The sequence below is a fragment of the Paenibacillus sp. FSL H7-0756 genome (assembly GCF_038006765.1).
Classification (GTDB): Bacteria; Bacillota; Bacilli; order Paenibacillales; family Paenibacillaceae; genus Paenibacillus_AQ.
Window position 1 is genome coordinate 3,246,048 of record NZ_JBBOVT010000001.1, and the last position, 25,153, is coordinate 3,271,200.

The 25,153-nt window shown below is 54.4% G+C and carries 20 protein-coding genes; 14 read left to right on the forward strand and 6 right to left on the reverse strand.

Annotation, left to right across the window (positions count from 1 at the left end; all coding sequences use genetic code 11):
* Nucleotides 1–100: 100 nt before the first annotated feature.
* Both NST04_RS14095 and uxuA read right to left on the reverse strand, forming a co-directional pair.
* Nucleotides 101–1,717 carry a mannitol dehydrogenase family protein gene (locus NST04_RS14095; RefSeq protein WP_341184757.1) on the reverse strand — a complete coding sequence of 539 codons (1,617 nt, stop codon included), beginning with the start codon at nucleotides 1,715–1,717 and terminating at the stop codon, nucleotides 101–103.
* The gene (uxuA, locus tag NST04_RS14100) at nucleotides 1,718–2,794 is read right to left on the reverse strand and encodes a mannonate dehydratase (protein WP_341184758.1); all 1,077 of its coding nucleotides are present in this window, start codon (nucleotides 2,792–2,794) and stop codon (nucleotides 1,718–1,720) included.
* Nucleotides 2,795–3,020: 226 nt separating this feature from the next.
* Here uxuA and NST04_RS14105 point away from each other — a divergent pair, with 226 nt between their 5' ends.
* The gene (locus tag NST04_RS14105; RefSeq protein ID WP_341184759.1) at nucleotides 3,021–3,674 is read left to right on the forward strand and encodes a GntR family transcriptional regulator; all 654 of its coding nucleotides are present in this window, start codon (nucleotides 3,021–3,023) and stop codon (nucleotides 3,672–3,674) included.
* Between the two features lie 108 nt (nucleotides 3,675–3,782).
* Here the strand turns inward: NST04_RS14105 and NST04_RS14110 are convergent, their stop codons facing one another.
* Nucleotides 3,783–4,718, reverse strand: coding sequence for a helix-turn-helix domain-containing protein (locus NST04_RS14110; RefSeq protein WP_341184760.1), 936 nt, complete (start codon nucleotides 4,716–4,718; stop codon nucleotides 3,783–3,785).
* 164 nt (nucleotides 4,719–4,882) lie between these two features.
* Between NST04_RS14110 and NST04_RS14115 the strand changes: the two genes are divergently transcribed.
* Both NST04_RS14115 and NST04_RS14120 read left to right on the forward strand, forming a co-directional pair.
* Nucleotides 4,883–6,967 carry an alpha-glucuronidase family glycosyl hydrolase gene (locus NST04_RS14115; protein ID WP_341184761.1) on the forward strand — a complete coding sequence of 695 codons (2,085 nt, stop codon included), beginning with the start codon at nucleotides 4,883–4,885 and terminating at the stop codon, nucleotides 6,965–6,967.
* Nucleotides 6,968–7,058: 91 nt separating this feature from the next.
* The gene (locus NST04_RS14120; protein ID WP_341184762.1) at nucleotides 7,059–7,853 is read left to right on the forward strand and encodes a Nif3-like dinuclear metal center hexameric protein; all 795 of its coding nucleotides are present in this window, start codon (nucleotides 7,059–7,061) and stop codon (nucleotides 7,851–7,853) included.
* A 452-nt stretch (nucleotides 7,854–8,305) separates the two neighbouring features.
* Here the strand turns inward: NST04_RS14120 and NST04_RS14125 are convergent, their stop codons facing one another.
* Nucleotides 8,306–9,319 carry a sugar phosphate nucleotidyltransferase gene (locus NST04_RS14125; protein WP_341184763.1) on the reverse strand — a complete coding sequence of 338 codons (1,014 nt, stop codon included), beginning with the start codon at nucleotides 9,317–9,319 and terminating at the stop codon, nucleotides 8,306–8,308.
* Between the two features lie 15 nt (nucleotides 9,320–9,334).
* Nucleotides 9,335–10,150: a DUF6492 family protein gene (locus NST04_RS14130; protein WP_341185249.1), complete on the reverse strand. Its 816-nt coding sequence runs from the start codon at nucleotides 10,148–10,150 to the stop codon at nucleotides 9,335–9,337.
* A gap of 217 nt (nucleotides 10,151–10,367) precedes the next feature.
* Between NST04_RS14130 and NST04_RS14135 the strand changes: the two genes are divergently transcribed.
* From NST04_RS14135 to NST04_RS14160, 6 genes are all read left to right on the forward strand, one after another.
* Nucleotides 10,368–11,132 (forward strand): YheC/YheD family protein, encoded by a 765-nt coding sequence (locus tag NST04_RS14135; protein WP_341184764.1) that lies wholly within the window; start codon nucleotides 10,368–10,370, stop codon nucleotides 11,130–11,132.
* Nucleotides 11,133–11,438: 306 nt separating this feature from the next.
* On the forward strand, nucleotides 11,439–12,458 hold the full coding sequence (locus NST04_RS14140; RefSeq protein ID WP_036698589.1) for a LacI family DNA-binding transcriptional regulator: 1,020 nt from the start codon (nucleotides 11,439–11,441) through the stop codon (nucleotides 12,456–12,458).
* Nucleotides 12,459–12,583: 125 nt separating this feature from the next.
* Nucleotides 12,584–13,579 carry an ABC transporter permease gene (locus NST04_RS14145; protein WP_341184765.1) on the forward strand — a complete coding sequence of 332 codons (996 nt, stop codon included), beginning with the start codon at nucleotides 12,584–12,586 and terminating at the stop codon, nucleotides 13,577–13,579.
* 13 nt (nucleotides 13,580–13,592) lie between these two features.
* Nucleotides 13,593–14,480, forward strand: a complete 888-nt coding sequence (locus tag NST04_RS14150) for a carbohydrate ABC transporter permease (protein ID WP_341184766.1) — start codon at nucleotides 13,593–13,595, stop codon at nucleotides 14,478–14,480.
* Nucleotides 14,481–14,513: 33 nt separating this feature from the next.
* The gene (locus NST04_RS14155) at nucleotides 14,514–16,154 is read left to right on the forward strand and encodes a sugar ABC transporter substrate-binding protein (RefSeq protein WP_341184767.1); all 1,641 of its coding nucleotides are present in this window, start codon (nucleotides 14,514–14,516) and stop codon (nucleotides 16,152–16,154) included.
* Nucleotides 16,155–16,215: 61 nt separating this feature from the next.
* Entirely contained in the window at nucleotides 16,216–17,571 is a 1,356-nt protein-coding gene (locus NST04_RS14160) for a glycoside hydrolase family 30 protein (RefSeq protein ID WP_341184768.1), read from the forward strand.
* Between the two features lie 191 nt (nucleotides 17,572–17,762).
* Here the strand turns inward: NST04_RS14160 and NST04_RS14165 are convergent, their stop codons facing one another.
* Nucleotides 17,763–18,770: an ABC transporter substrate-binding protein gene (locus NST04_RS14165; protein ID WP_341184769.1), complete on the reverse strand. Its 1,008-nt coding sequence runs from the start codon at nucleotides 18,768–18,770 to the stop codon at nucleotides 17,763–17,765.
* Between the two features lie 214 nt (nucleotides 18,771–18,984).
* Between NST04_RS14165 and NST04_RS14170 the strand changes: the two genes are divergently transcribed.
* The 5 genes from NST04_RS14170 (at nucleotide 18,985) to NST04_RS14190 (ending at nucleotide 25,148) form a co-directional block, all read left to right on the forward strand.
* A complete protein-coding gene (locus NST04_RS14170; RefSeq protein WP_341184770.1) occupies nucleotides 18,985–19,500 on the forward strand; it encodes a hypothetical protein in 516 nt (171 codons plus the stop codon).
* 183 nt (nucleotides 19,501–19,683) lie between these two features.
* Nucleotides 19,684–20,751, forward strand: coding sequence for a LacI family DNA-binding transcriptional regulator (locus tag NST04_RS14175; RefSeq protein ID WP_341184771.1), 1,068 nt, complete (start codon nucleotides 19,684–19,686; stop codon nucleotides 20,749–20,751).
* Between the two features lie 88 nt (nucleotides 20,752–20,839).
* Complete coding sequence (locus NST04_RS14180; RefSeq protein ID WP_341184772.1) at nucleotides 20,840–21,076, forward strand: hypothetical protein; 237 nt, start codon at nucleotides 20,840–20,842, stop codon at nucleotides 21,074–21,076.
* Between the two features lie 248 nt (nucleotides 21,077–21,324).
* Nucleotides 21,325–24,573: an alpha-mannosidase gene (locus tag NST04_RS14185; protein ID WP_341184773.1), complete on the forward strand. Its 3,249-nt coding sequence runs from the start codon at nucleotides 21,325–21,327 to the stop codon at nucleotides 24,571–24,573.
* Between the two features lie 260 nt (nucleotides 24,574–24,833).
* Nucleotides 24,834–25,148 (forward strand): helix-turn-helix domain-containing protein, encoded by a 315-nt coding sequence (locus NST04_RS14190; RefSeq protein WP_340750738.1) that lies wholly within the window; start codon nucleotides 24,834–24,836, stop codon nucleotides 25,146–25,148.
* Nucleotides 25,149–25,153 lie beyond the last annotated feature (5 nt).

Consider the following 25,153-nt stretch of genomic DNA (forward strand, 5'->3'; position numbering starts at 1 on the left):
GCAACACTCACCACACAAAAAAAGGCTAGGCCCTCCTTGAACAAGGAGGGCCTAGCCTTTTTACTTATGTTCGCGTGTTCGCACACACCCGGCCCACAACTCAGGCGGTATACTTCTCCAGCGTAGCCCGGACCGCGCCCGGACCGGCCAGCATCTCGGTGAACATGGCCTCGATCGTCCCGCCCAGTCCGGCGGCGTACAGGTCCACGCCGAAGATGGCCTGGTCCTCCAGCACCGCGCGCACGCCAGCGGCCGTAGCCGCATCTGCGCCCAGCGTAATCCCCGCAAGCCGCGCTTGCAGCGATTCCAGCAGCGGGTCAGGGCTGAGCGTGAAGGCAGCGCCTTCATCATTCACGCCGAGCAAGTACCGGCACCAGGCAGCGATAGCAAGCGGTATGGCGGTCAGCTGCGACGGGTCCAGATCTTCCCGCCGGATATACGATTTGATCGTCTCACCGAAGCGGATGCCAACCTTCTGCGAGGTATCCGTGGCAATCCGCTGCGGAGTGTCAGGGATGAACGGGTTGGCGAACCGTTCCTGCAGCACCTCGTCCAGGAATTGCTTCGGACTCAGGATGCCCGGATCAACAACAACAGGCAGTCCTTCCTTGTAGCCGATAGTCTCGACAAGCTTACGAAGCGTAGCATCCTGCATCTCGTCGGCGATCAGCGTGTAGCCGAGCAGACAGCCGGTGACCGCCAGCGCCGTATGCAGCGGGTTGAGGCAGGTGGTTACCTTCATCGTCTCCACGTTGTTAACCGTGTCGCGGTCCGTGAAGATCACGCCGGCTGCTTCAAGCGCCGGACGACCGTTCGTGAATTTGTCCTCAATGACCAGATACTCGCTGATCTCCGCATTAACGAAGGGAGCGGTATACGTGTTCTTGGAGGTGACGATGACATCCATACCGCCGATGCCCTGTTCCAGCAGTGCCGCCTGGACGGATTCGGACGGGCGCGGGGTGATTTTGTCAATCATGGACAGCGGGAAGGTGATCTTCTGCTCATCCTCCAGATAAGCGACGAACCCTTCCTCCACATGGCCCTTAGCGGCCCATTCCTTGGCGATGGTGACCATGCCCTGCTTCAGCTTGTCGCCGTTATGCGAGCAGTTGTCCATGCTGACGAAGGTCATCGGGTACTGGCCCTTCAGGTAACGCTTGTAGGCGAAGGAAGCCACGATGCTCATCGCATGAACCGGATGCTCCGGCCCGCCGGCGATGTCCTTCTGCACAATGCCCAGGTACTGTCCATCAGGACCGGTTAGGGAATAGCCTTTTTCCGTAATCGTGAAGCTCGCCATCTGCAGGCTGGGGTTTTCGAAAATCTCAGTCAACCGGCTGTAATCCGCTTCCCGGGTCTTGTCTGCAGTGATGCCTTCGACGATGCTACTGACGATCCGCTTCTGGAAGTCGCCCGCCGCATTCATCAGCACCAAGAGAGTCAGGTTGTCATAAGGCTTGTAGACCTTGTCAATCATCTCGAAGTCGAAGGTCTCGGCGGCGATAATGCCGGTGTCGGCCTTGCCGCTGTCCAGTAGCTTCTGGTGCGCATTCGCCACGAAGCCTCTGAAAATATTGCCCGCCCCGAAGTGAACCCACTCCGGCTTCGCAAGCGTATTCTGCGCGACCGCTGCGAAATCGAACTTTGGCAGCTCTACCCCTGCGGCTTCCCAGGCTGCCCGATCAGCAATGCTGCTTCTGTTCAGACTCAGCATTTACTTGGCCTCCTTAACATTGTCCAGGCTGTCCCATACGCCCAGCAGATACATGATCCCCATCGCCCGGTCATAGAGGCCATAGCCTGGACGGCAATTTTTCTCCTCGCCCCAGAGATGTCTGCCGTGGTCCGGACGCACATAACCGGTGAAGCCGCTCTCATGGTACGCCTTAACAACCTCTGCCACATCTACGCTGCCATCACGGCCACGGTGGGATACTTCAATAAAGTCTCCATTGTCGAACACCTTCACATTGCGGATATGGGCAAAATAAATCCGGTCACTGAACTCGCGGATCATTGCCGGCAGATCATTCTCCGGGTTCGTTCCGAGCGAGCCGGTGCAGAAGGTCAGGCCGTTATACGGGCTGTCCACCATGTCCAGGAAGCGGCGGATCGTATCGCGGCTGCGGATAATGCGCGGCAGTCCGAAGATCGGCCAGGCCGGATCATCCGGGTGAATGGCCATTTTGATATCCACTTCTTCACACACCGGAATGATGCGCTCCAGGAAATACTTCAGATTGTCGAACAATTTATCCTCGGTAACGTCAGCATAGGCCGCGAACAGCTCATCCAGCTTAGCCAGCCGCTCCGGCTCCCAGCCCGGCATGGTGAATTGTCCGGCACCCTTCAGGATGCGGTCTACCATTGCGCGCGGATTATCGGTAATGGCAGCCTTTTCATAAAAGAGGGCGTTCGATCCGTCCGGCAGCTCCTTATACAGCTCGGTACGGGTCCAGTCGAACACCGGCATGAAGTTGTAGCAGATGACCTTCACGCCAACCTTGGCGAGCTTGCGGATTGTATCGATATAGATGTCGATGTATTTGTCGCGGGACGGCAGTCCGATTTTGATATCATCATGAACGTTGACGCTTTCAACAACCGCTGTACTGAAGCCCTTGGCTGTGATCTGATCGGCAACCTTCTGGATTTCTTCCATTTCCCAGACCTCACCGGCCACCTTGTGGTGCAGCGACCAGACGATGCCCATAACGCCCGGGATTTGACGGATGTGGTCAAGAGTGATGTTGTCGTTGCCCTCGCCGTACCATCTCCAAGTCATATTCATTGTCATTTTCCTCCTTAAGTAAGATAAGCATAAATACAAATGATAACCATCCGAAGCCTTGTGACAATTGACCTTACAGAACCAGCGTTACATGTGGCATAATCTTGTATACAAGTTCGATTCGTAATGATCATAGAATATGTGTACATCTTTGTCAATGAAATTCATATCCCTTTTCTATATAATGGGGGGAAGAACAATCCCGAACAGAAAGTTGGTCTATTCCATGACTTCCAAAAAAGAAATAATGGCCTACCTCAAGCAGGAGATTCTCTCCCTTGAGCTGAAGCCGGGGGCGATGATCAGTGAGACGGCTCTGTCCGAGCGCTTCCAGCTGTCGCGGACGCCGATCCGTGATGTGCTGAAGCAGCTGTCCCTGGAGCAATACGTCGATATCTATCCCAAAAAAGGCAATCTCGTATCCTACATAGACCTGGAGTCCGTGGAACAGATTATCTATCTGCGCAATGTGCTGGAGAAGGAGATTATGAAGTCGCTGGCCGGGAATATCCCGTTAAAAGGGCTGCATGAGCTAAGGGACAACCTTGCACAGCAGCAGAAGTGTATCGAGCAGGCGGAGGGGGCGGAGGTATTCCTGCACTTGGATGACCAGTTCCACCGCACGATGTTCGGCTTGGCCGGGCGTGAGTTCCTGTGGGGCGTGCTCCAGCAGTTCAATGTGCACTACATCCGCTACCGCAAGCTGCATATGCTGAAGGACGAGAAGCTGACGGCGATTCAGCAGGAGCATCAGCAGCTTCTGGATTATATCGTGCAGGGCGACACCGCGGGGATCGACGAGCTGCTGCACCATCATCTGCGGGCGGATATCGACTCCAAGAACCTCCAGGAGCATTTCGCCACGTATATCAAAAAATAGGGCGGGCCTTCATCAAGCCCCACCCGCAATAGCGCACAAAGCCCGCCCTCATCAACGATGAAGGCAGGCTTTTACTAAATATAAATCTGTACAGGTTTCGCTCTCTGCCTAGCTCCTGCTCTCGCGGTATTCCCGCGGCGACTTGCCGCTCCAGCGCTTGAACTGTCTGCTGAAATGGGCGATATCGCGGTAGCCGAGCAAGCCGGAGATCTGGCTGACCGTCAAACTGTGGTCATCCAGCAGTACCTTGGCCTCATGCAGCATCTGCTCAGAGAGGTAGACGCGTGGGGAGAGGCCGAATACCTGGCGGAAGACCCGGTAGCAGTGCGAGGGGCTGATCCCCAGCTCAGCGGCGATGTCGTCAACGCCATAATGGCTGTCATAGGGAACCTCCTGCTTGAACTGCTGGTAGATCAGGCTCTGGAGGCGGCTGCGGATCTGGTGGGCCAGCTCGATTCGCTCATAAGTGCCCGGAGAGGAATTGTCAGCCTCCAGGGAGAAGACCTCCCAGAGCTGGGCGAACAGCTCGAAGACGGCGGACTGCAGCCTCATGCGCTGGGAGATCGTGATGCTGCCGGAGCCGGAGGTGGAAATCTCCACCAGCCTGCTGAGGAGCGGTCCTAATCTATGGGCAACATTGCTCTCTGAGGTGAACAATACATGATTCAGCCGGCTGAGAAGTGAAATGAACAGCTTGTCATCGATATCGAAATGGATGCAGAAATAGGTGAAGGCCCCGCCGTTTCCACTGCGGCTGGAATGGATATCGCCCGGCCTCAAGAGGACCAGATCCCCGGCGCGCTGGAGGTAGCTGTGGTTGTTAACTGTGAGCTGCTGCTCCCCTTCAAGCACATAATTGAATTCATATTGGGGATGGGCGTGCTGCGGATAATCCCATTCCCCGCTCACCTTACGCAGATGCATGCCGAAGAGGTTGAGCGTGGTTTTCACATCCGGGATGATAGTTTCACTAAGGCTTTGGCCCGGGACCGGCGGTTCAAAAGCTGCAACCAATAGGATCGCCCCCTGATACTTTGCGTTCATGTGACAGGTATGTACCAGCTGTACACTTGTTCTTAGTATACAGGATTCTGCTTGATTTGGGTAAATATTAGCGTGATTTGACAATGTTCCGGGGCTGCGGCTGCATGGTAGGATGAACCTGAATGAAATCTAGTATACAAGATGGATACGGAGGAGATATGGACATGAGACAACAATCCGGGAATGAGTATGCTGCACAATATGACAGCGGATACAATGCGTGGTTAAGCTATCCTAAGCTTCCACAAGGCCCCCTATATAAGCAATATGTGAAATGGTGCGGAGCGGTATCCGTTACAGAAGGCGGGGAGACCATCCAGGCTGCACTTCAGGAATGGACAAGAGGCATTGCCTCGCTATTGGACCTTGAGGCTGTCTCCAAGCCGCAGCCGGAAGAATTCGGTGTGGCCTTCGGCACCTTCGCGGGGGATCATCCGCTGATTCAGGGCTTGTTCGAGGACAAGACGGTCCAGGCTGTGGGACCGGAAGGATTCGCCATTCGTACCAGCCAGTCCCGTAAATGCATTGCTGTAGGGGCTTCCTCCCAGGCAGGCGTGTTATACGGTGTCTTCCATCTTCTGCGGCTGATCGCCAGCGGCAAGGACATTGAGCATCTGGATGAAGTAGTGAATCCGTTGAATTCGCTGCGGATAATTAATCATTGGGATAATTTCGACGGCAGTGTGGAGCGCGGCTATTCCGGCAGATCCTTCCTGTATGAGAATAATCAGTTCACGAAGGATATGGACCGGATTACAGACTATGCGCGGCTGATGTCTACCGCCGGCATTAACGCAATAGCGATCAATAATGTTAACGTTCATGCACTTGAGACACTGTTTATCTCTACCTATCTGCCGGATGTGGCGGGAATCGCCGATATTTTCCGCATCTATGGCATCCGCCTGTTCCTGTGCGTGAACTTCGCCGGACCTATGCATGAAGGAGAAGTCGGTACGGCTGATCCGCTGGATGCAGGTGTACGGGAATGGTGGAAGACGAGAGCGGCTGACATCTATGCGGCTATTCCCGATTTCGGCGGCTTCGTGGTCAAGGCCGATTCGGAGAACCGGCCCGGCCCGTTCACTTACGGGCGGAACCATGCAGACGGGGCCAACATGCTGGCGGAAGCCCTGGAGCCTTATGGCGGTATCGTCATCTGGCGCTGTTTTGTATACAACTGCAAGCAGGACTGGCGTGACCGCAAGACGGACCGGGCCAGAGCGGCTTATGACCATTTCAAGCCGCTGGACGGCCAGTTCCATGATAACGTCATTCTGCAGATCAAGAACGGCCCGATGGATTTCCAGGTCAGAGAGCCGGTCTCTCCGCTCTTTGGCGCCCTGGAACGGACGAACCATGTGATCGAATTCCAGATCGCCCAGGAATATACCGGACAGCAGCGTCATGTCTGCTATCTCGTTCCGCAGTGGAAGGAGATTATGGATTTCGATACGCAGGCCAAAGGCGGCCCGGCTCCGGTGAAGCGGATCGTTGACGGATCGCTGTGGGGCAACCGCCTGAGCGGAATTGCGGCGGTATCCAATGTGGGCAATGACCGGAACTGGACCGGCCATCTGCTGGCCCAGGCGAATCTCTACGGCTTCGGCCGGCTGGCCTGGAATCCTGAGCTGAGCGCGGAAGAGATTGCGGAAGAATGGATCGCCTTGACGTTTGGTGCGGACACCGCGGTAGCCGGGGTAATCAGCCGGATTCTGCTGGATTCCTGGGAGATCTATGAGTCTTATACCTCGCCGCTTGGCGTAGGCTGGATGATCAATCCCGAGCATCACTACGGCCCGAATGTGGACGGCTATGAATATTCCATGTGGGGCACCTACCACTATGCCGATCATCAGGGCATCGGGGTAGACCGTACCGTGAATACCGGTACCGGCTACAGCGCTCAGTACATGGGCAGCAACGCTGTGCGTTATGATTCGCTGGAGGAATGCCCGGATGAGCTGCTGCTGTTCTTCCACCATGTACCATACACTCATGTGCTGCATTCCGGCAAAACCGTGATCCAGCATATCTACGATACGCATTTCGAGGGTGCAGAGCGTGCTGAAGGGCTGCTGGACGCCTGGAGCGGACTGAAGGGCAGCATCGCAGACGGCCTGTACACTCAGGTGGAGGAACGCCTTAAGGGGCAGGCGGCTCATGCCAAGGAATGGCGTGACCAGATTAATACGTATTTCTACCGCAAGAGCGGAATTGCAGATGCATTATGCCGGACCATCTACTAAGGGAGCATCTGTGTACCTGACGGCCCTGTCCTGTCTTTTGACAGGCTGTGCCGGGAACTCATTCGGGTAACATCAAGGAGGAGAAGATCTCATGGCACTGACTTTCAGTGATGTGATGGAGCACTTGAATGCAGGGGTACAGCTGCCCGCGAATACGGTGGATAAGCTTGCGCCGGACGCTGCGGGAACAGAAGTGCAGGGAATCGTGACTGCCTTCGCCGCTTCGCAATATGTGGTGGAGCAGGCGGTCCGGCTTGGCGCGAATCTGGTAATCACTCATGAAGGTGTATTTTATAGCCACCAAGGTCACGGGAGCGAGTGGGAGCAGGATTCCGTCTACCAGGAGAAGTCTGCACTGATTACAAGCAGCGGGGTAGGCATCTACCGCTTCCATGACACGATACACCGCTATACACTGGACGGAATCGTGGAAGGGCTGCTACGGGAGCTGGAGTGGGAGCAATATATAGAGCGGCATCTGCCTGAGGTATCGATCCTCACTATTCCTGATATGACCGTCTCGGAGACTGCTGCATATGTGAAGCGGAAGCTGAACATTCCCTATGTACGCGTTGCCGGGAACCTCTCTGCCACATGCTCCAAGGTGGGGGTGCTGGTGGGTTTCCGGGGAAACGGCAGTACGGTCATCCCGATATATGAGCAGGAGTCGCTTGATCTGGTCATCGCCGGTGAAGGCTTCGAATGGGAGGTGCCTGAGTATATCCGCGACGCGGTCCGGCAGGGCAAGGACAGGGCACTCATCATGCTCGGCCATGCCGAGAGCGAAGCGCCGGGAATGAAGCTGCTGGCAGAGCGGCTGAGCCGGCAGTTCCCGGAGGTGCCGGTGCGCTTTATTCCGGAGCAGCCAGTGTTTCAAATCCTATAATTAGCATAGTTTAGAGATATCCCGAACCGTCTGCGAAGGCCGTTTGGGATATCTCTTTGTACTTGCTCCGGAAACTTAGAACCGAATAGCAATTGGCTGGTACAGCGACACACGGACCGAATGTATGTGGAAAACAGCATACATTATGCTCGCAAACAGGCACACGGACCGAATGTATGTGGAAAACAGTATACATTGTGCTCGCAAGCAGGCACACGAACCGAATGTATGTGGAAAACAGTATACATTATGCTCGCAAGCAGGCACACGGACCGAATGTATGTGAAAAACAGTATACAGCACAGGGTTCTATAAATGCGACTAATATAGTAACGCTACTGACATAAAGTTGTCAGTAGCGTTTTTTTAAAAAGATTTATATGTTTTGGGGTCCCCGCAAAGTACCTGAGTCATCATCGAAGCTAAAGCCTCACTTTGTGGGGTTATTTTAATCAGGGGCAGTCCTGCCGCCGCCGCTCATTCTCCGCCAGAATCTCCTTGATCATGTTAGCGTTCTTCTTATCTGCGATGAGAATGCCTTCGGGACCGGCTATGGCGACTATCCCGGAGACCCCAATGACATGCAGCGGCACCTCCAGCTCGTTAATAAGATAACTGTCTCCGCATTCTCCCCATAGCCCTCCTACTCCAATGACCTGTGACGGCAGCCGGGCCGTCAGCGTATCCCAGCTTCCCAGGTCGGACCATTCCCCTTCATGCCTTACGACAACCGCTTTGGTGCTGCGCTCTGCCACTTCCTTGTCGAAGCTGCGGACCGGGAGCTCTGGATACTGTGCGGTTAATGCTGTCAATTCCACAGGCAGCTCCAGCCTCTCCAGATGCTCCAGCAGGAAGCCCAGCCGCACAGCGAATACCCCGCAATTCCATAAGGCCTTCTCCCGCATCAGCTCCAGGGCTTTAACCTTATCCGGCTTCTCAGCAAAAGATAATACCGGAGCATACCCGCCAGCGTCCTCCTGTGACGGGACGATATAGCCGTATTGCTCTGAGGGAGATGAAGGTCTCGTTCCAAGCAGGAGGAGTTCGGCCCCAGAATCGGCCAGAATGGCCTCGAATCGATGGAACTGGCGGAAAAAATCATCATCCGCGTACATGTCAGCCGGAGCGATGCAGATGATATCCTCCGGCTGTGCCTTTCCGGCGGCAAGCAAGTGCAGCGCGCCGAACGCGGCAGCAGTGAAGGTCCCGCGCTTGTATGGCTCTCCGATTACCGGATAATTGCTCCCGGTATGCCGCTGCGTGAGAGCCACCTGCTCCTGATGGGCTACGAACAACAGGGATTCATCCAGCCCGGCCTGAGCGAGCTGACGGCATACCCGCCCGATCATGGATTCTGTGCCCCCGCCTGGTGCAGGCAGCAGCTGCAGGAACATCTTGGAGCGGATGCTGCCGGACAGGGGCCACAGCCGCTGGCCGGAGCCGCCGCACAGAAGAATAGTATGCATCAATATCCTGCCTCCTTAAGGCTTGCCCGGAGTGGAGTATCCCTTGCGCTGATGGAAGGAGAGCGAACGGTAAGTATGGGCATACTTGCTTATCTGCTTTTTTCCCAATGAGCCCGCCGGGGTCTTCAGCGCTTTATTATTGGCATTTTTGAGCACCACAGAGGTGCGGTTTAAGCTGTACACGTAGTTGGCATAGGTCTCAAATTCAGAGAAGCCGAACTGCCGCTTCTTGTTGATGGAGTGCAGAATAGCCGCATGCCAGGACATGCCGTGCCGGGCTGCTATTTTTCTTTTGAGACTGGCCAGCTTCGCGGACTCGAACAGCATATAGTGGGTCACGAACGACTTGGGCGAAGGCGCAGGTACACCGAGCAGCTTGCGGTAGGTGCGGAAATACTCTGGCTGGCTCCAGCTGCGGCAATAGAAGATGCTTTTCCCGCCGGAACGGAAGCGATGGGGACGGATGAGCACCGTATCTGCATCAATGACCAGGAAATACTTCTCACGGCAGACCTGATCCCCGTTCATCTTGAGCAGCTGCTGATACAGCCAGCCTGACCGGTTCCAGCGGGAGGAGGAATAGCGGATCGCTTTTTTGGTGAATGGCAGGACGGTGGTTTCATTGACAAAGACGCAAGCTTTCCGGGAGCACAGCTGTCTGATTCTACTATTCTCCGGCGAGACAATGTAAATATTGCTGATAGGGTGCTGGACATAACGGCGAAGACTATCAATCACATAAGGGAGAGTGGCGAGATCTTTTTCAATAGCAGGAATCAGGACATCGATCGGCGGAGCGCTTGAGGTTACACTTACGGCAGCAACGGACATGGATTCATCTCCATACATATATTGACATTTGATCGTCTTCACTAGGGTATGCCTGCGCAGCTGGGATGGAGAGGGCAATCATCCTGCACCAAGTTAATCTTTTCATACGGGGCAAATGATATATTCCATGGCGCCTCCACCGGCATAGGATGCAGTGAATATGTATTTTTATGTAAAAAAAAGTGTTGACTCCCAGCCCGGACAGGAGAGTGCATAAGTGACAGCTAAAAAGGTTCAGTCAGGTCAGAGCAAATGGTATAAGACACAACTGCTGCTTAAGAACGAGACAATCAAGGCGTTCATCCCCGATACCCGGAGATTTAACAGGCGTAATCTGGAGCAGATGATGCACGGTTATGGAATGATCTATATCAAGCCGGAACGGGGAACGTATGGCATGGGCGTGATCCGCGCGGAGCGGAGGGACCGGCAGGGATATATGTATCAGTATGAGGAGACCGTGCGCCGGTTCGCTACGTTTGAGGCTTTTCATCACAGTCTGGCGGCAAGAATCGGCAAGAGGAGCTATCTGCTGCAAAAAGGCATCCACCTGCTGAAGCATCACGGGCGGCGCTTCGATATCCGGGTGATGGTGCAGCTCAGTCCCAAGGGTGTATGGGAGGCTACCGGAATTATCGGGCGGCTCGGGCATCCGCGCAAAATTGTGACCAATTACCACAGCGGCGGCAAACCGACCGCAGTAGAGCATTTGCTCTCCACCCATCTGTCTGCGCAGCAGCTTGTGCAGCTTAAGGGAGAAATGAACCGGCTGGGCATACGCATAGCGCAGCAGCTGAAAAAGACTTATCCGCACCACCGGCAGTTCGGTGTAGACGTCGGACTGGACCGCGCGCGGAAGCCGTGGATTATTGAAGTGAATATGAATCCTGATCCATACATTTTTAATCAGCTGAAGGATAAATCTATGTACCGCAGGGTCATGAGATACCGTGGGCTGGGTCTGAAGCGGAAATGCCGTTAGGCTGTGTAGTAGTCAGGCTGCAAAGCAAGTACATCAATACCGCAGGGGGTTCGCCCATCTGCTGATCGGCCGCTATGTCTTCTCCTCAGCCGCCTGCGTGAGAAGACATAGCGAACTCCCGGTACTTTATAGTAAAATAAGATAAATTTAACCACATACCCTCCCTCCGGAAGGGTGGATATTCAAGGTAATCATTAAGCGTATAAAGGTGGCAGGACAAGCTCATGAGAAAAAGTGTTGTATTTAAAGCGGTTTCATGTTACTTTATAGTCAATAAAAACGTTTTTATCAAAAAGGAACATTGATATGGCTAAGATAACGATCAAGGATGTCGCACGGGAAGCCGGGGTCTCCATCTCAACGGTCTCCAACGCCCTGAATGATGTGGATGTGCTGAGCCCGGAGACCAAAGCCCATATTCTGAAGGTGGCCCAGCGCCTGAATTACGTTCCGAATCTGAACGGCAAGCTGCTGAAATCGGGGACCACGAAGATGCTGGGATTCTTCACGACAAGTGTGTCCGGTCCGTACTTCTACAAGCTGGTAGAATCCATGTCCCGTCAGTGCGACCGCATGGGCTATGGCCTGAATGTATTTGTCACCAAGGACAAACAAGTGATTATGAGCAACATCCTCGGAAGACGGGTAGATGGTGTCATTATCTATGAGGAGCTGGGGATCGACGAGCAGGACATTGCCGCGATGAAGAAAGACAAGATCAAGGCGGTGTTTCTGGACAGGGTGCTGGAGGATGAAGGAATGGGCAGCATTATCTTTGATTCCTATGAATCAGGCTATGAGGCTACGAAGTATTTAATCAGCCTGGGGCATAAGCGGATTGCCTATATCTCCGGCGTGGACACGATGTTTGACAGCGTGCAGCGGAAGGAAGGCTATCTGGCCGCGCTGCGTGAATACCAGCTTCCGGTGGAGGAGGATTTTATCCTTCAGGGGTATTTTGAGGAGGACAGCACCTATAATGCCGTGAAGTCTTACCTCCGTCTGCATCCCGCACGAGTCCCTGACGCCTTCCTGGCCGGCAATGATATCAGTGCAATGGGCTGTATTCAAGCGCTCAAGAGCTACGGTTATGAAGTGCCGCAGGATGTCAGCGTGATGGGCTTCGATGATATTGATATCGCACCTTATTATTCGCCGCCGCTCACGACGGTAAGGAATCAGATTGCAAGACAGGGCATGCTGGCGATTGATCATTTGGTCCGCATGATTCAGGACAAGGAGCAGGGCGCGGCACAGAAGCTGCAGGGCGAGCTTGTCGTAAGAGGCTCAAGTCATGTGAAGCTGGAGCGGAAGGACCGCAGATAGAGGGCAGCGGGTGAAACTGATTTTACAGGAGGGGGATTTTTTGCGCCAAAATAAAAACGTTTTTATTAATTTATGCACCAATGTTAGCACCATCTGGATATCTCAATGGAGAGGGGGACAAGATCATGAATAAAACATCAGCGTCTGTTGCATCAGCTTCCATCCCGCCAGCAATACCCCCGTCCGCCAAGAAGCCCATGGGGCAGCGGATTAAAGAGTTTGTAACCGATTACAAGAGGCAGTGGGAGATTCAGTCGATGGTGCTGCCAGGCATTATTTTTATGATTATTTTCTGCTACATACCCATCTACGGGCTGACCATTGCTTTTAAGAATTACACGGTCATTGATACCTTATCCACTGCACCCTGGGTGGGACTGGATAACTTCAGGATTATTTTGTCGGACGAATACTTCTGGGATGCTGTTATCAATACGCTGGGCATCAGCTTCCTGAAGCTTGGGATCGGGTTCATCATTCCGATTATTCTCGCCATTATGATCTATGAGCTGAACATGGGCCGCTTCAAAAAATTCGTCCAGACGATCTCCTACCTGCCGCATTTCCTGTCGTGGATCGTCCTGGGCGGGATGCTGATTACCTGGTTCTCTACTTCCGGCTTGTTCAATGAGCTGCTGCTGAACCTCGGGCTGATCTCGAAGCCATCCAACATCCTGCTGGATGCAGGCAAGTACTGGTGGATTGCCACGCTGTCGGATATCTGGAAGGAAGCCGGATGGGGCACGATTCTGTATCTGGCCATTATGGCTAAGATCGACCCCACCTACTACGAAGCAGCCCGGATTGATGGAGCCGGACGGCTGCGCCAGATCTGGAATATCACCCTTCCGAACATGAAGGCGATCATCAGCCTGAACCTGATCCTTACGGTAAGCGGCTTACTCGGCTCGAATCTGGATCAGACGCTGGTCTTGATGAACTCGCAGAACCGGGAGAAAGCAGAGGTCATCAATTCCTATGTCTACCGGATGGGGATGACGCAGGGCGATTTCTCTTATGCTACGGCTGTCGGCCTCGGTGTCTCCATTGTTTCAGTAATCCTGCTGCTTATGGCCAACAAGGTCACCAGTAAATTGAACGATAATCAATCCGTGTTGTAGAGGGGGCGTTAGAGTGAATCGGAAGGTCATACGGGAAGATCTCGACAGCCGGATCTTTGATGCGGTAAATAAGGTGTTGTTGGTCTGCTTCATGGTTATTATCCTCGTTCCCTTATGGAACGTCATTATCTCCTCCCTTAGTTCGGGCAGGGCGCTTGCCGAAGGCGGATTCATTTTCTGGTCCAAAGAATTCTCACTGGAGAATTACCGGGCGGTCTTCAATGACAGCACGATCGGCCAATCCTTCGTGGTCTCGGTCGCCAAGACATTCATCGGGGTGATCACCCACGTGTTCTTTTGCGCAATGATCGGCTACGGGCTCAGCAAAAGATATATCCGAGGCCGCAAGCTGTATGTGGCGATGGGTGTGATCACGATGTTTTTCTCCGGCGGAATGATTCCGACGTATCTGCTGATCAAATCGCTCGGGCTGCTGAACACCTTCTGGGTCTACATTATCCCCGCATTATTCAGCTATTACGATGTGGTGATTCTGATGAACTTTTTCCGTAACGTGCCGGATTCGCTGGAGGAGTCGGCTAAGATTGACGGCGCAGGCGATTGGCATATTTTCCTGAAAATCTTCATTCCGCTCTCCATGCCCGCGATGGCAACCATCGCCCTGTTCAACGGGGTGGGACAATGGAACGACTTCATGACCACGAAGCTGTACATTACCGATCAGGCGCTCTACCCGCTGCAGATGAAGCTATATGAGATTATTGTGCAGTCGCAGACCCAGTCCATGCAGAATATCGGAGGCTCCGTCGTCATTGAGACCACCACCAAAGGAGTACAGCTGGCGACTATTGTTATTACTACGCTGCCAATTGTTGCGATGTATCCCATTCTTCAGCGGTACTTCATCTCCGGCATGATGCTGGGAGCGGTCAAGGAGTAGAAGAGGTTCACTACATTATAGGAGGTCACGAAGATGATCAAGATGACTAAGGTTCTCGGCAAAAAGACACTGAAGCCCGCGCTGCTCCTGATGGCAGCTATGCTGGTGGCGGCAGGGTGCAGCTCCGGCGGCGGTTCCACTAAGGAAGTAGAGGTATCACTTGAAGGCCGGTATACGGTAGACCCGGAGACTCCGGCCTGGCAGCTGGATAAGAAAGAGGAGCCTACGGACTTAACCTGGTATGTGAACGCGGACTGGTGGAACACGGACTTCGGCAAGGATGTAGTCACTAAGAAGATCAAAGAGGATCTGAACATTAATATCAAGTTCATTACCGGGGACGATACGAAGCTGAATACATTCTTCGCGGGCGGCGATATGCCGGATCTGCTGACCATCTTCGACTCCAATTCCCCGGTTGTGCAGAAGGCCGCCACCTGGGCGCTTCCGCTGAACGAGCTGGCGGAGAAGTATGATCCGTATTTCAACAAGGTGGCCGCTGCCGACACGCTGAACTGGTTCCAGCTGAAGGACGGCAAAACCTACGGTTATCCGAACTATTCCAATACCCAAGCGGATTATGACAGCGGCAATATTCCGGCGAAGACGGCTTTTGTCATCCGCAAGGATGTGTATGAGACGCTTGGCAGCCCTGACTTCGGGACCCCGGAGGCCTTCAGGAAGTCAATGAGTGAGATTAAGGCCAAGTTCCCGGACATGATTCCCTTCGGGTTCAACGCAATTGGAGAAGGGACCGGCTCGCTCGGCGATGCGCTGCAGGATTTCATCGGCGTTCCGCTGGAGACGGAGGACGGCAAGTTCTACAACCGCAATCTGGATGAGGATTATCTGACTTGGCTGCGGACGCTGAATGCCGTGTACCGGGACGGGGCGATCAGTGATGACAGCTTCGCGGATGACGGAACCGGCTTTGAGGAAAAGGTGAAATCCGGCAAATATGCAACGATGCTGCTTGACGGTACACCTCAGCAGGGCGGCAATCTGCAGATTTTCATGAGTGCCAATCCAGGTAAGGAGTATATGGCTGTTGACGGGCCGCAGAGCACCGTAGGGCATCAGCCGACCCTCAATCAATCCGGGATTACCGGCTGGATGATCAATTACATTACGAAGAATTGCAAGGACCCGGCCAAAGCGATTCAAATCTTCACCTACCTGCTGAGCGAGGAAGGGCAGAAGCTGATGAACTACGGGGTTGAAGGCGTGACGTATAAATTGAACCCGGACAGTACAGTTGAGCTGCTGCCGGAAGTGAAAGACCTGCAGCTTAATAATGCGGATAAGTTCAAGAAGGACTACCGGATGGGCGAATTCATGTTCTTCGGACATGACCGCCACAAAGCGCTGAGCAAGGACGCTTTCCCCGAGTCGATCAAGCAGATGCAGGAATGGGGCAAAGGCAAGCTGAAGCCGCACTTCATCCTGGAGAACATTAACCCGGATCAGGGAACGCCGGAGGCCCGCGGCCAGACGGCCATTAATACGAACTGGAACACTACGCTGGTCAGCATGATCCGTGCGAAGGACGATGCAACCTTCGACAGTGTTCTGGCGGAGCACAAGGCCTTCCTGGATAAGAACAACTGGGACAAGATTGTCGAGGTCCGCAGCGAGAAGATGAAGGCCAACAAGGAGAAGCTGGGCATTAAGTAAGCATGATACATGGAAGGAGCCCGCTTGGGCCCTTTTCTATAAAAAGATGGAGGGATAACCTATGCGTGAAATTATCATGTACCACTCTAACGGTGAGGATGAGCTGTTTGTGGAGCAAGTGGCCGCAGAGCTGCCGCGGCTACCGGCCGATGCGCTAACTGCCACCATTGAAATAGATGCCGGTCAAACGTATCAGGTGATGGATGGCTTCGGAGCTTCCTTCACCGACTCGGCCGCCTACCTGATCCATCTGGTGCTTGATGCCGGGCAGCGGACGGAGGTTATGCAGAAGCTGTTCGATCCGCTGGAGGGCATCGGCTTGTCCTTCCTGCGCAATCCCATGGGGGCATCGGATTATGCCAGAATGGTTTACAGCTATAACGATATGCCTGAAGGCGGGAGCGATCCGGCATTAGCCGGATTCTCTATTGCCCATGATGAAGCGGACATCATTCCGCTGGTGCAGGAGGCACTCAGGCTTAATCCTGAGCTTAAGCTGATGGCTTCGCCGTGGAGCGCCCCGGGCTGGATGAAGACCAGCGGCTCGATGATCGCAGGGAGTCTGAAGCCGGAGCACTACCAGGTGTATGCGGATTATTTCGTCCGCTTCATTCAGGCTTATGCCGCTCATGGCTTACCTATCTATGCTGTCACTGTGCAGAACGAACCGCTCTATGAACCGCAGCACTACCCCAGCATGCTGATGCTGCCGGAGGAGCAGCGGGAGTTCATCCGGGATTATCTGAAGCCTGCCTTCCAGGAGCACGGGCTGGACACCAAAATCTTCTGCTACGATCATAACTGGGACCGGCCGGATTATCCGCTGTCTGTGCTGAAGGGAGCGGAAGCGGAGGTAGACGGTGTGGCCTGGCACTGGTATGGCGGTGCGCCGTCAGCCCAGTCGGAAGTGCTGGCGGCTTACCCGGATACAGAGGTGCATTTCACCGAAGGCTCGGGCGGGGAATGGATTCCCCCGTTCGAGCAAGCCTTCTCCAATGTGATGCGCACGGGTATTGAGATTCTGCGGAATCACAGCAAGTCATTCGTGCTATGGAATATGGCCTTAGATGAGCAGAACGGCCCCACCGTGCCCGGCTTCGGCCAGAGCACCTGCCGCGGGGTAGTGACCGTCAACCAGCAGACCCGGGAGCTGACCTATACCCTGGATTATTACGCATTGGCACACTTCAGCAAGGTGATCCGTCCCGGGGCACTGCGCCTGGCTTCTAACGCCAGCCGGGAGCATCTGCGCTCGGTTGCCTTCCGCAACGCGGACGGCTCGCTGGCCGCCGTCCTGTTCAACGACAGCGAAGCCGAAGAGACCGTGTCTGTGCGGCTGGAGGGGGAGGAGCTGCTGACCTGCTCTATCGCCGCGAAGGGCGCGGTTTCGGTGAAGGTGGCGGGTAAGAGGAAGTAGTGGTTTAGTATAGATGAAGACTCAGGCTGCCGGAATTTTCCGGACAGCCTGAGTCTTTTTTGGAAAGCAGCAAGGGAATATCGCCCTGGCGGAGTGTATACGGAAAACCGATTACAATGCGATGGCATGAGAATGCGCGGTCCAAATGTAATCGGAAAACCGAATACATTCGGTCGACGCGATTTTTCTAATTACTGTTTACCTTTGAAAATACCCGCGATCTCATCCAGCAATCTATCCAGCGTAATCGGGTCGTCGAAGTTATATTTGCTGTCAAGAGTATACACGCGGCCTTCTTTGACGGCGGGAATAGCCTTCCACAAGCCGCTGTCCATAAGTGCGTTTTGTCTCGCAACTGTTTTGCTGCTGGTGTCGGTAAGAAGGAACATATGCTTTCCAATATACTGCGGCAGCACCTCGTCGGAGATGGTTACGAACCGTTCACTGGCATCGACCAGCTTCTGTACGCCTTCTGCCGGCTTGAAGCCAAGCTGTCCGTACAGCGTTTCGTTCAGACCTTTGCCGCCCATAATGTACAGCTCGGAGCCAAGTACAAGCAGGGAGGTGGCTGTATCGCCTTCAGTCAGATTGAGCTGCTGCTTCACGGAGGCAACCTTCGTCTTATAATTGTTGAACCATGTATCAGCCTGTCCGGTGATGCCGAATAATTCTGCGATCTGGCGGACACGCTCCTCCGTCGGGAAGGTGCCGTCCAGTCCAACTACCACCGTCGGAGCAATCTGGCTCAGAGATTCAATACCGGTCTCGTCCCAGTCGTCGAAGATAATCAGGTCGGGTGAGAGGGTAAGGATTTTCTCAGGGGAGAAAGGGTAGCCGATATCTTCAATCCCTTCGAGCAGATCGGGGTAAGCCACCTGTGTACCGATGACGCTTAACGTAGCCCCTATCGGCTTGATGCCTAGCGCCAGCAGGTCGCCCGGATTACTGCCAACATACACAATCTTCTGGGGCTGGGTTGGAATCTCAACCTCCCGTTTCTTGTAATCGGTATACTTCCGTGTTGCAGCCGCCTCCGTGACAGCCGCCTGGCTGGCCTCCGGTGCTATAGTGGATTGACTTGTGGCAGCGGGTGTAGGAGCTGACGCAGTTGTTGCATTGTCTGGCTTGCCGCAGGAGGCCAGGATCAAGGTGAAGAGAAGCAGGGTTAACGGGAGTATTAATTTTTTGAGGCTTGGCATGTGCAATGCTCCTTTAGAGAGTATGTATTTTAATGATGATGATAATCATTATCATTTAATTATGATAGAGAGGAATAGCTATGTTGTCAATCCTTAAGCTGCTTTTATCTCACTTGGAAAAAATAACTGAAACCTGTTTCTGCCGGAGAGAAGCACCCGCTGCAATAAAATGATAGAATAATAGTCATAGTCTTATACAGGGAGTGAATTTCTTATGAAAAAGATTGCTGCCGGCGTCATTGCCGGAGCGATACTGATGGTGGGTGCGCAGGCGCTGGGCGCTTCTGCAACACTGGTAGGAAAGGCCATTCAGGCGGAGTATACGGTAAATGTGTATGGGAAGAAGCTGGCCGATCCGGCTATTGTTATTGACGGCAAAAGCTATGCGCCCGTGCGCGCCATCGGCGAACTGGCCGGATTCCAAGTGACAGTAAAGGGTAAAACAATCAGCCTGGACGATAAAGGGCGGCCAGCGCCTCCTTTGTCTGACGAGAAGAGCTCACTGGTTGGTCCTGCGCCGGTTAGCACCCCTGATCCTGCCATCACTGCGGCCAAGAGCAAAATTGATATTATTGACGAGAAGATCGATGCCGTAGTTACTAACATCCTGACCACCAGCAGCCAGCTGAAGACGAGTCCCGGCAATACCGAGCTCAAGCAGAAGCTGGAACAGTACAAGGAAGAATACGCCGACCTGCTGAAGCAAAAGGATCAGGAGCTGCAGCGATAATAATCTGCCCCGTAGCCATGAATGAGGTTGATCATGGGCTGCGGGGCTTTTTTTTGAAATCTAGAATTTATATGTTTCACGCGAGGGCGGATATTCCGGCCTTAACTTGCTTTTCCAGCGCCATAAGAAAGCGCTATACTTTGTTTTATAACACGTGTTATACTTTCCTTGAGGTGCTGAATTATGAGCAAAAAAAGAATAACCAGCTTCGATGTAGCCAAACGGGCAGGTGTGTCCCGCAGCGTAGTCTCTGCGGTGCTGAATGATACGCCTGGCATTGGCGTTGGAGCCGATACGCGCGAGGCTGTGCTGGAAGCCATCCGTGAGCTGAATTATCATGTGGATGCCGGTGCGCGCAGCATGAAGACGGGCAGAAGCATGACGCTTGCCGCTTATGGGGATACGCGCCATCCGCTGTTCATCCGGCTGCTGGAAGGGATGCAGCGGGAGTGTGAACTGGGCGGGTATCACATCCTGCTCTGTTCCCCGCGCCCCAAGGGGAATGCGGGCGGCAGGGCCGAGCTGCTGGAATTGTATCACCAGCGGAAGATTGACGGGATAGTTACCCTGGACCACACCAGCTACAAGGATGAGGAGTGGGCGTCCCTTGTCAGCGCTGCCGGAGTCCCCTACGTCTCCGTGGAAGGGTATGCGGAAGTGCCGGGTGTACACTCTGTACTTGCTGATTATTCAGGCAGTGTAGAGACCGCAATGAATTATTTGATGCGGGAAGGCACAGCACAGCAGCCTGGGCCGGTCTACGCGGAGGTATATCATGCGCTTGACACGGATAACTGGGCGGAGCGGAACCGCCGGGAAGCCTACGCAAGCTGGTGCACATCGCGCGGGCTGGAGCCGGTGATCATTCGTTTGGAGGAGCATGGCAGCGCGTGGGCAGATTGTCTCCAGAGGCTTACGGTGGGCAGCGGCCAGCCGAATGCGCCGCTCCTGGTCAACTGGTCGAGCGCGATTCCCGACCTGTACCGGGCTGCTCATAAGCTGGGCCTGCGGATCGGCGAAGACCTGCGCATTATGGCAGCAGACAACACGATTCAAGGCGACCGGCTCAGCCTGCCCTCCTTAAGCTGCGTAGAGATCCCCTATGTAAGTATGGGAGAAGAGGCCGTACGCTGCCTGCTTCAGCAGATGAGCGGCGCGAACGGGAACATGAGCGGCGGGACCGGGAACAAGGCTGGTCAGGCGGAGAAAATCTGGCTTCCGGCTGTGTTAAGGGCGGGAGAAAGCTCGTAGATTGTGGTGCAAGTAAAACTAAAATGTTAGCTGCTGGAGGTATTGGAGATAGTGCGGTTGGTGGCGTGGAGTGTGCCGGGTGGGCTGGATGGATCGGATATGGAAATTCAGAGGGATAAATCCCTCTGAATTGGCTGGAAGTAGGCTGAATGCTGATATGAGAGGGATAAATCCCTTTGAGTTGGCTGAAAATGGGCCGGATGCGGAAATGAGAGGGATAAATCCCTTTGAGTTGGCTGAAAATGGGTCGGATGCTGAAATGAGAGGGATAAATCACTTTGGCTCGGCTGGAACTAGGTTAGATATGCTACTTGAGGTATTTTAGGTGAGCAAATGAAGAGCATTCGTGCCCCTGAATTAGCCGAAAATGAGCTAGGTGAGCAAATGAGGGGCATTAGTGCTCTTGAATTAGCCGAAAGTGGGCCAGGTGAGCAAATGAGGGGCATTAGTGCTCTTGAATTAGCCAAAAGTGAGCTGGGTGAGCAAATGAGGAGCATAAGTGCACCTGATCTAGCCCGCCCACCACTTTTGCCCGCTTGATAACACGTGTTATAACATGAGAGGAGAATGTTAATGTTCTGGACAGAAGAGAAGCTTGGTGCGCGGTTGAGAGAGCTCGAGGGGTACCGGTACCGTGAGCGGATTGAGTTAGTTGAGTGGCAGGTTACTGAGGATCTTGAAGGGGCTAACGGTGCTTATCCGCCTGCACTTGACGGGGGAAGGAAACTGCGGACCGGGGAGTATTGGACCGGCTATGATGCTTATCTGTGGCTGTACCGCAAGGTAAACGTTCCAGCCGAATGGCAGGGGAAACGTGTGGTCGGGTTGTTCGATTTCGGGCGCACCGGCGGGGGGAATAACAGCGGGTTTGAATCGCTGCTCTATCTGGACGGGAAGCCTTATCAGGGCGTGGACTCCAACCATCAGGAGGTATTCCTGGAAGACGGCGCGGCCGGGCGGGAACTGGATTTCACCTTCCGCTTATGGTCGGGCCTGAACGGCGACGGGCAGCTGATTCCGCAGGAGCACAAGATCAAGCGGGCAGAGCTGGCCTATCTGGATGAGTCCGCCGACAACCTCTACTACACCGGGCGGGCGGCGCTTGGCACCATTAAGCAGCTTTCGGACAGCCGGACCGAGAAGCATGAGCTGCTGGCCGCCTTGAACAAGGCGTTCAACAGGCTGGACTGGTCCAGACCTGGAAGCGCGGCGTTCTATGCTTCGGTTCAGGAAGCCGAAACACTGCTGCGTGAGGCGCTCGCCCGGATGGAGCAGGAGCATCCAGTGACGGTAACCGCTATCGGCCATACGCACATTGATGTGGCCTGGTTATGGCGCTTAACTCACACCCGAGAGAAAGCAGCCCGCTCCTTCTCCACCGTACTGCGGCTGATGAAGGAGTTTCCGGAGTACATTTTTCTTCAGACCCAGCCTCAGCTCTATGCATACATCAAGCAGGATTACCCGGAGATCTATCAGGAGATTAAAGAACGGGTGGAAGAGGGCCGCTGGGAAGCCGGAGGGGCGATGTGGCTGGAAGCGGACTGCAATCTGACGAGCGGCGAGTCGCTGGTACGGCAGATTTTGTACGGGACGAAGTTTTTCCGCGAGGAGTTCGGGGTGGACTGCAAATACTTATGGCTGCCGGATGTGTTCGGGTATAGCTGGGCGCTGCCGCAGATTCTGCGCAAGTCGGGCATTGACACCTTCATGACCACCAAGATCAGCTGGAGCCAGTACAACCGGATGCCGCATGATACGTTCCAGTGGAGAGGAATTGACGGCAGCGAGGTGCTGACCCATTTCATCACGACGCCGGAGGGCCCGGAATCGGGGGCCTGGTATTACACCTATAACGGCCTGATCGAGCCTTTCTCCGTGCAGGGCATCTGGGAACAGTACCGCGACAAGAACCTGAACCGCGAGCTGCTGCTGTCCTATGGTTACGGGGACGGGGGCGGCGGTGTCAACCGCGAGATGCTGGAGATGCGGCGGCGGCTGGATACGATGCCGGGTCTTCCCCAGGTGAAGACGGGCCGGGCAGCGGAGTACTTCGAGCGGCTTCATGAGACGATAGACAGGGCGGAGGAGTATGTGCACACCTGGGACGGGGAGCTATACCTGGAGTACCACCGGGGAACCTATACCAGCCAGGCCTATAACAAAAAAATGAACCGCAAGCTGGAACTCCTCTACCGCGAAGCGGAATGGCTGCAGATGCTGTGGGCGGCGGAGAGCGGCGAATTTAGCCAGTATCCTGCGGATTCGCTTTTGGAAGGCTGGCAGACCATTCTGCGCAACCAGTTCCACGATATTATTCCCGGTTCCTCCATTCATGAGGTGTATCAAGACTCACGCGTAGAATACGCGGAAGCAGAGCAGATCGGCCTGGCAGCACGGGCGGCTGCTGCGGAGGGGCTTGTCGGTCTCGCATCTGGACCTGCTGCAGATTCGCCTTCAGCGCAAGCCGGTCTCGCATCTATGTCTGCCGAGGGTTCGCCTGCGCCGCAATCCGGTCTCTCACCGGCAGAGGCCCCGCTGCGCACCGAATACACGCTGTTCAACAGCGCCTTCTTCACCGCGCCCCGGCTGGCAACTGTGCCTCATGATGCAGAGAATGCTGTCTGGACAGACGCCGAAGGCAACCGGCTGAACGCACAACGCTCCGGCGGGCAGTGGCTGGTGGAGACAGCGGCGGTTCCGGCGCTGGGCAGTACAGTGATTGTTGCCGCTGAGCCTGGCGGTTCCGAAGCTGCTCAGCCAGACCCCTCCATTCCGTTCCGCTGGCAGGATTCCACACTTACGACTCCTTATTATATTCTGGAGTGGAACACAGACGGACAGCTGAGCCGGGTCTTCGACCGCAGCGCCGCTCGCGAGGTGCTGGCCCCGGGAGAATGCGGCAATGTGCTGCAGGTGTTCGAGGATAAGCCGAAGATGTTCGATGCGTGGGATATTGATTTATTTTATCAGGAGAAAATGAAGGTCATCACCGCTCTGCGCTCCGTCAAGCTGACTGAATGCGGCCCGCTCCAGGCGGTGCTGGAATTCAACTGGACCTACATGGATTCTACCATTATCCAAAAGGTTAAGGTGTACGCCGGAAGCGCGCGGATTGATTTCGAGACTTACGTAGACTGGCATGAGCAGCATCAGCTGCTGAAAACGGCATTCCCGGTAGCTGTGCGGGCGACGGAAGCGACTTACGATATCCAGTTCGGCAACGTAAAGCGGCCGACGCACTGGAATACAAGCTGGGATTATGCACGGTTCGAGAGCGTGGGCCATCAGTGGGCGGATCTGTCAGAACGGGGCTATGGAGTCAGTCTGCTGAACGACTGCAAATATGGCTATGACATTAAGGATCATACGATGCGTCTGTCGCTGATCAAATCGGCGACCAGCCCCGACCGGCTGGCGGACCAGGGCGAGCATCACTTCACATATGCCCTGCTGCCGCATGTAGGGGATTGGGTGGCTGCGGGGACGGTACAGGAAGCATGGGCGTTGAACCAGCCGCTCCTGGCTGTGGAAGGAGCCTATACTGCCGGAAGCGGCAAATCCTTAATTACCTGCGATGCCCCGAACATTGCCATCGATGCTGTCAAGCTGGCCGAGGACGGCAGCGGATGCATAGTCCGGCTGCATGAGTATACCGGCACACGCTGCTCGGCGAGTGTCAGCAGTGATTATACCGTCTCCTCCTGGCAGCTGCGCGATCTGATGGAGCGGCCGCTGAATACAGAGGCCATAGACGGTTCAGCGATCCGGCTTGATTTCAAGCCTTATGAGATTCATACGGTTCATTTGACTTTTGGCTAATGCTTAAGTCTGATCTGCCCGTCCAGGCAGGTTAAGGCACATCTAAAAGACCGCCATTCCGGCAGGGGAGCTTTCACACACCCTGCCGAAATTGGCGGCCTTTTTTTATTGTTTAGGAAATTGTGGCGCGAATGTATGCGGAAAACAACACACATTTGCTAGCGCGCAGGCGCACCGCCCTAATACTCCACAGCCCCCTAATGAAGTTGGAGTCCTCCCCCACAAAAATGTAGACTAGAGATAGGAGGAGGATGAACGGTATGGGACACTTAACAGGAACAAGAGAGAAGGCAGCGCAAGAGGTGTTATCTGGCATTAAGGCGGCGGTGGTTGCCCGAAAGTATGGGGTGACTCCGTCCACGGTGAATCAGTGGGTGAGGGATTACCGGGAAGCCCATGGAGAACAAGATCATCCGTACCCCCAGGAGCAGGTAGAGGAACTGAAGCGCCTGGTAGAGGTCGAGCAGAAATATGAGAAGGCGGTCAAGATGCTCGGTGAAAAGGAGTTAGAGATTGAGATTCTGCGTGAACTGCTAAAAAAGCCAACCCCTGCTTATCCGAAAAAATCGAGGTAGCCGAG

Coding starts and splice junctions, on each gene's coding strand:
- NST04_RS14095 (WP_341184757.1), bottom strand. CDS start 1,717: ATGCTGAGTCTGAACAGAAGCAGCATTGCTGATCGGGCAGCCTGGGAA.
- uxuA (WP_341184758.1), bottom strand. CDS start 2,794: ATGAATATGACTTGGAGATGGTACGGCGAGGGCAACGACAACATCACT.
- NST04_RS14105 (WP_341184759.1), top strand. CDS start 3,021: ATGACTTCCAAAAAAGAAATAATGGCCTACCTCAAGCAGGAGATTCTC.
- NST04_RS14110 (WP_341184760.1), bottom strand. CDS start 4,718: ATGAACGCAAAGTATCAGGGGGCGATCCTATTGGTTGCAGCTTTTGAA.
- NST04_RS14115 (WP_341184761.1), top strand. CDS start 4,883: ATGAGACAACAATCCGGGAATGAGTATGCTGCACAATATGACAGCGGA.
- NST04_RS14120 (WP_341184762.1), top strand. CDS start 7,059: ATGGCACTGACTTTCAGTGATGTGATGGAGCACTTGAATGCAGGGGTA.
- NST04_RS14125 (WP_341184763.1), bottom strand. CDS start 9,319: ATGCATACTATTCTTCTGTGCGGCGGCTCCGGCCAGCGGCTGTGGCCC.
- NST04_RS14130 (WP_341185249.1), bottom strand. CDS start 10,150: ATGTCCGTTGCTGCCGTAAGTGTAACCTCAAGCGCTCCGCCGATCGAT.
- NST04_RS14140 (WP_036698589.1), top strand. CDS start 11,439: ATGGCTAAGATAACGATCAAGGATGTCGCACGGGAAGCCGGGGTCTCC.
- NST04_RS14145 (WP_341184765.1), top strand. CDS start 12,584: ATGAATAAAACATCAGCGTCTGTTGCATCAGCTTCCATCCCGCCAGCA.
- NST04_RS14155 (WP_341184767.1), top strand. CDS start 14,514: ATGATCAAGATGACTAAGGTTCTCGGCAAAAAGACACTGAAGCCCGCG.
- NST04_RS14160 (WP_341184768.1), top strand. CDS start 16,216: ATGCGTGAAATTATCATGTACCACTCTAACGGTGAGGATGAGCTGTTT.
- NST04_RS14165 (WP_341184769.1), bottom strand. CDS start 18,770: ATGCCAAGCCTCAAAAAATTAATACTCCCGTTAACCCTGCTTCTCTTC.
- NST04_RS14170 (WP_341184770.1), top strand. CDS start 18,985: ATGAAAAAGATTGCTGCCGGCGTCATTGCCGGAGCGATACTGATGGTG.
- NST04_RS14175 (WP_341184771.1), top strand. CDS start 19,684: ATGAGCAAAAAAAGAATAACCAGCTTCGATGTAGCCAAACGGGCAGGT.
- NST04_RS14180 (WP_341184772.1), top strand. CDS start 20,840: ATGGATCGGATATGGAAATTCAGAGGGATAAATCCCTCTGAATTGGCT.
- NST04_RS14185 (WP_341184773.1), top strand. CDS start 21,325: ATGTTCTGGACAGAAGAGAAGCTTGGTGCGCGGTTGAGAGAGCTCGAG.
- NST04_RS14190 (WP_340750738.1), top strand. CDS start 24,834: ATGGGACACTTAACAGGAACAAGAGAGAAGGCAGCGCAAGAGGTGTTA.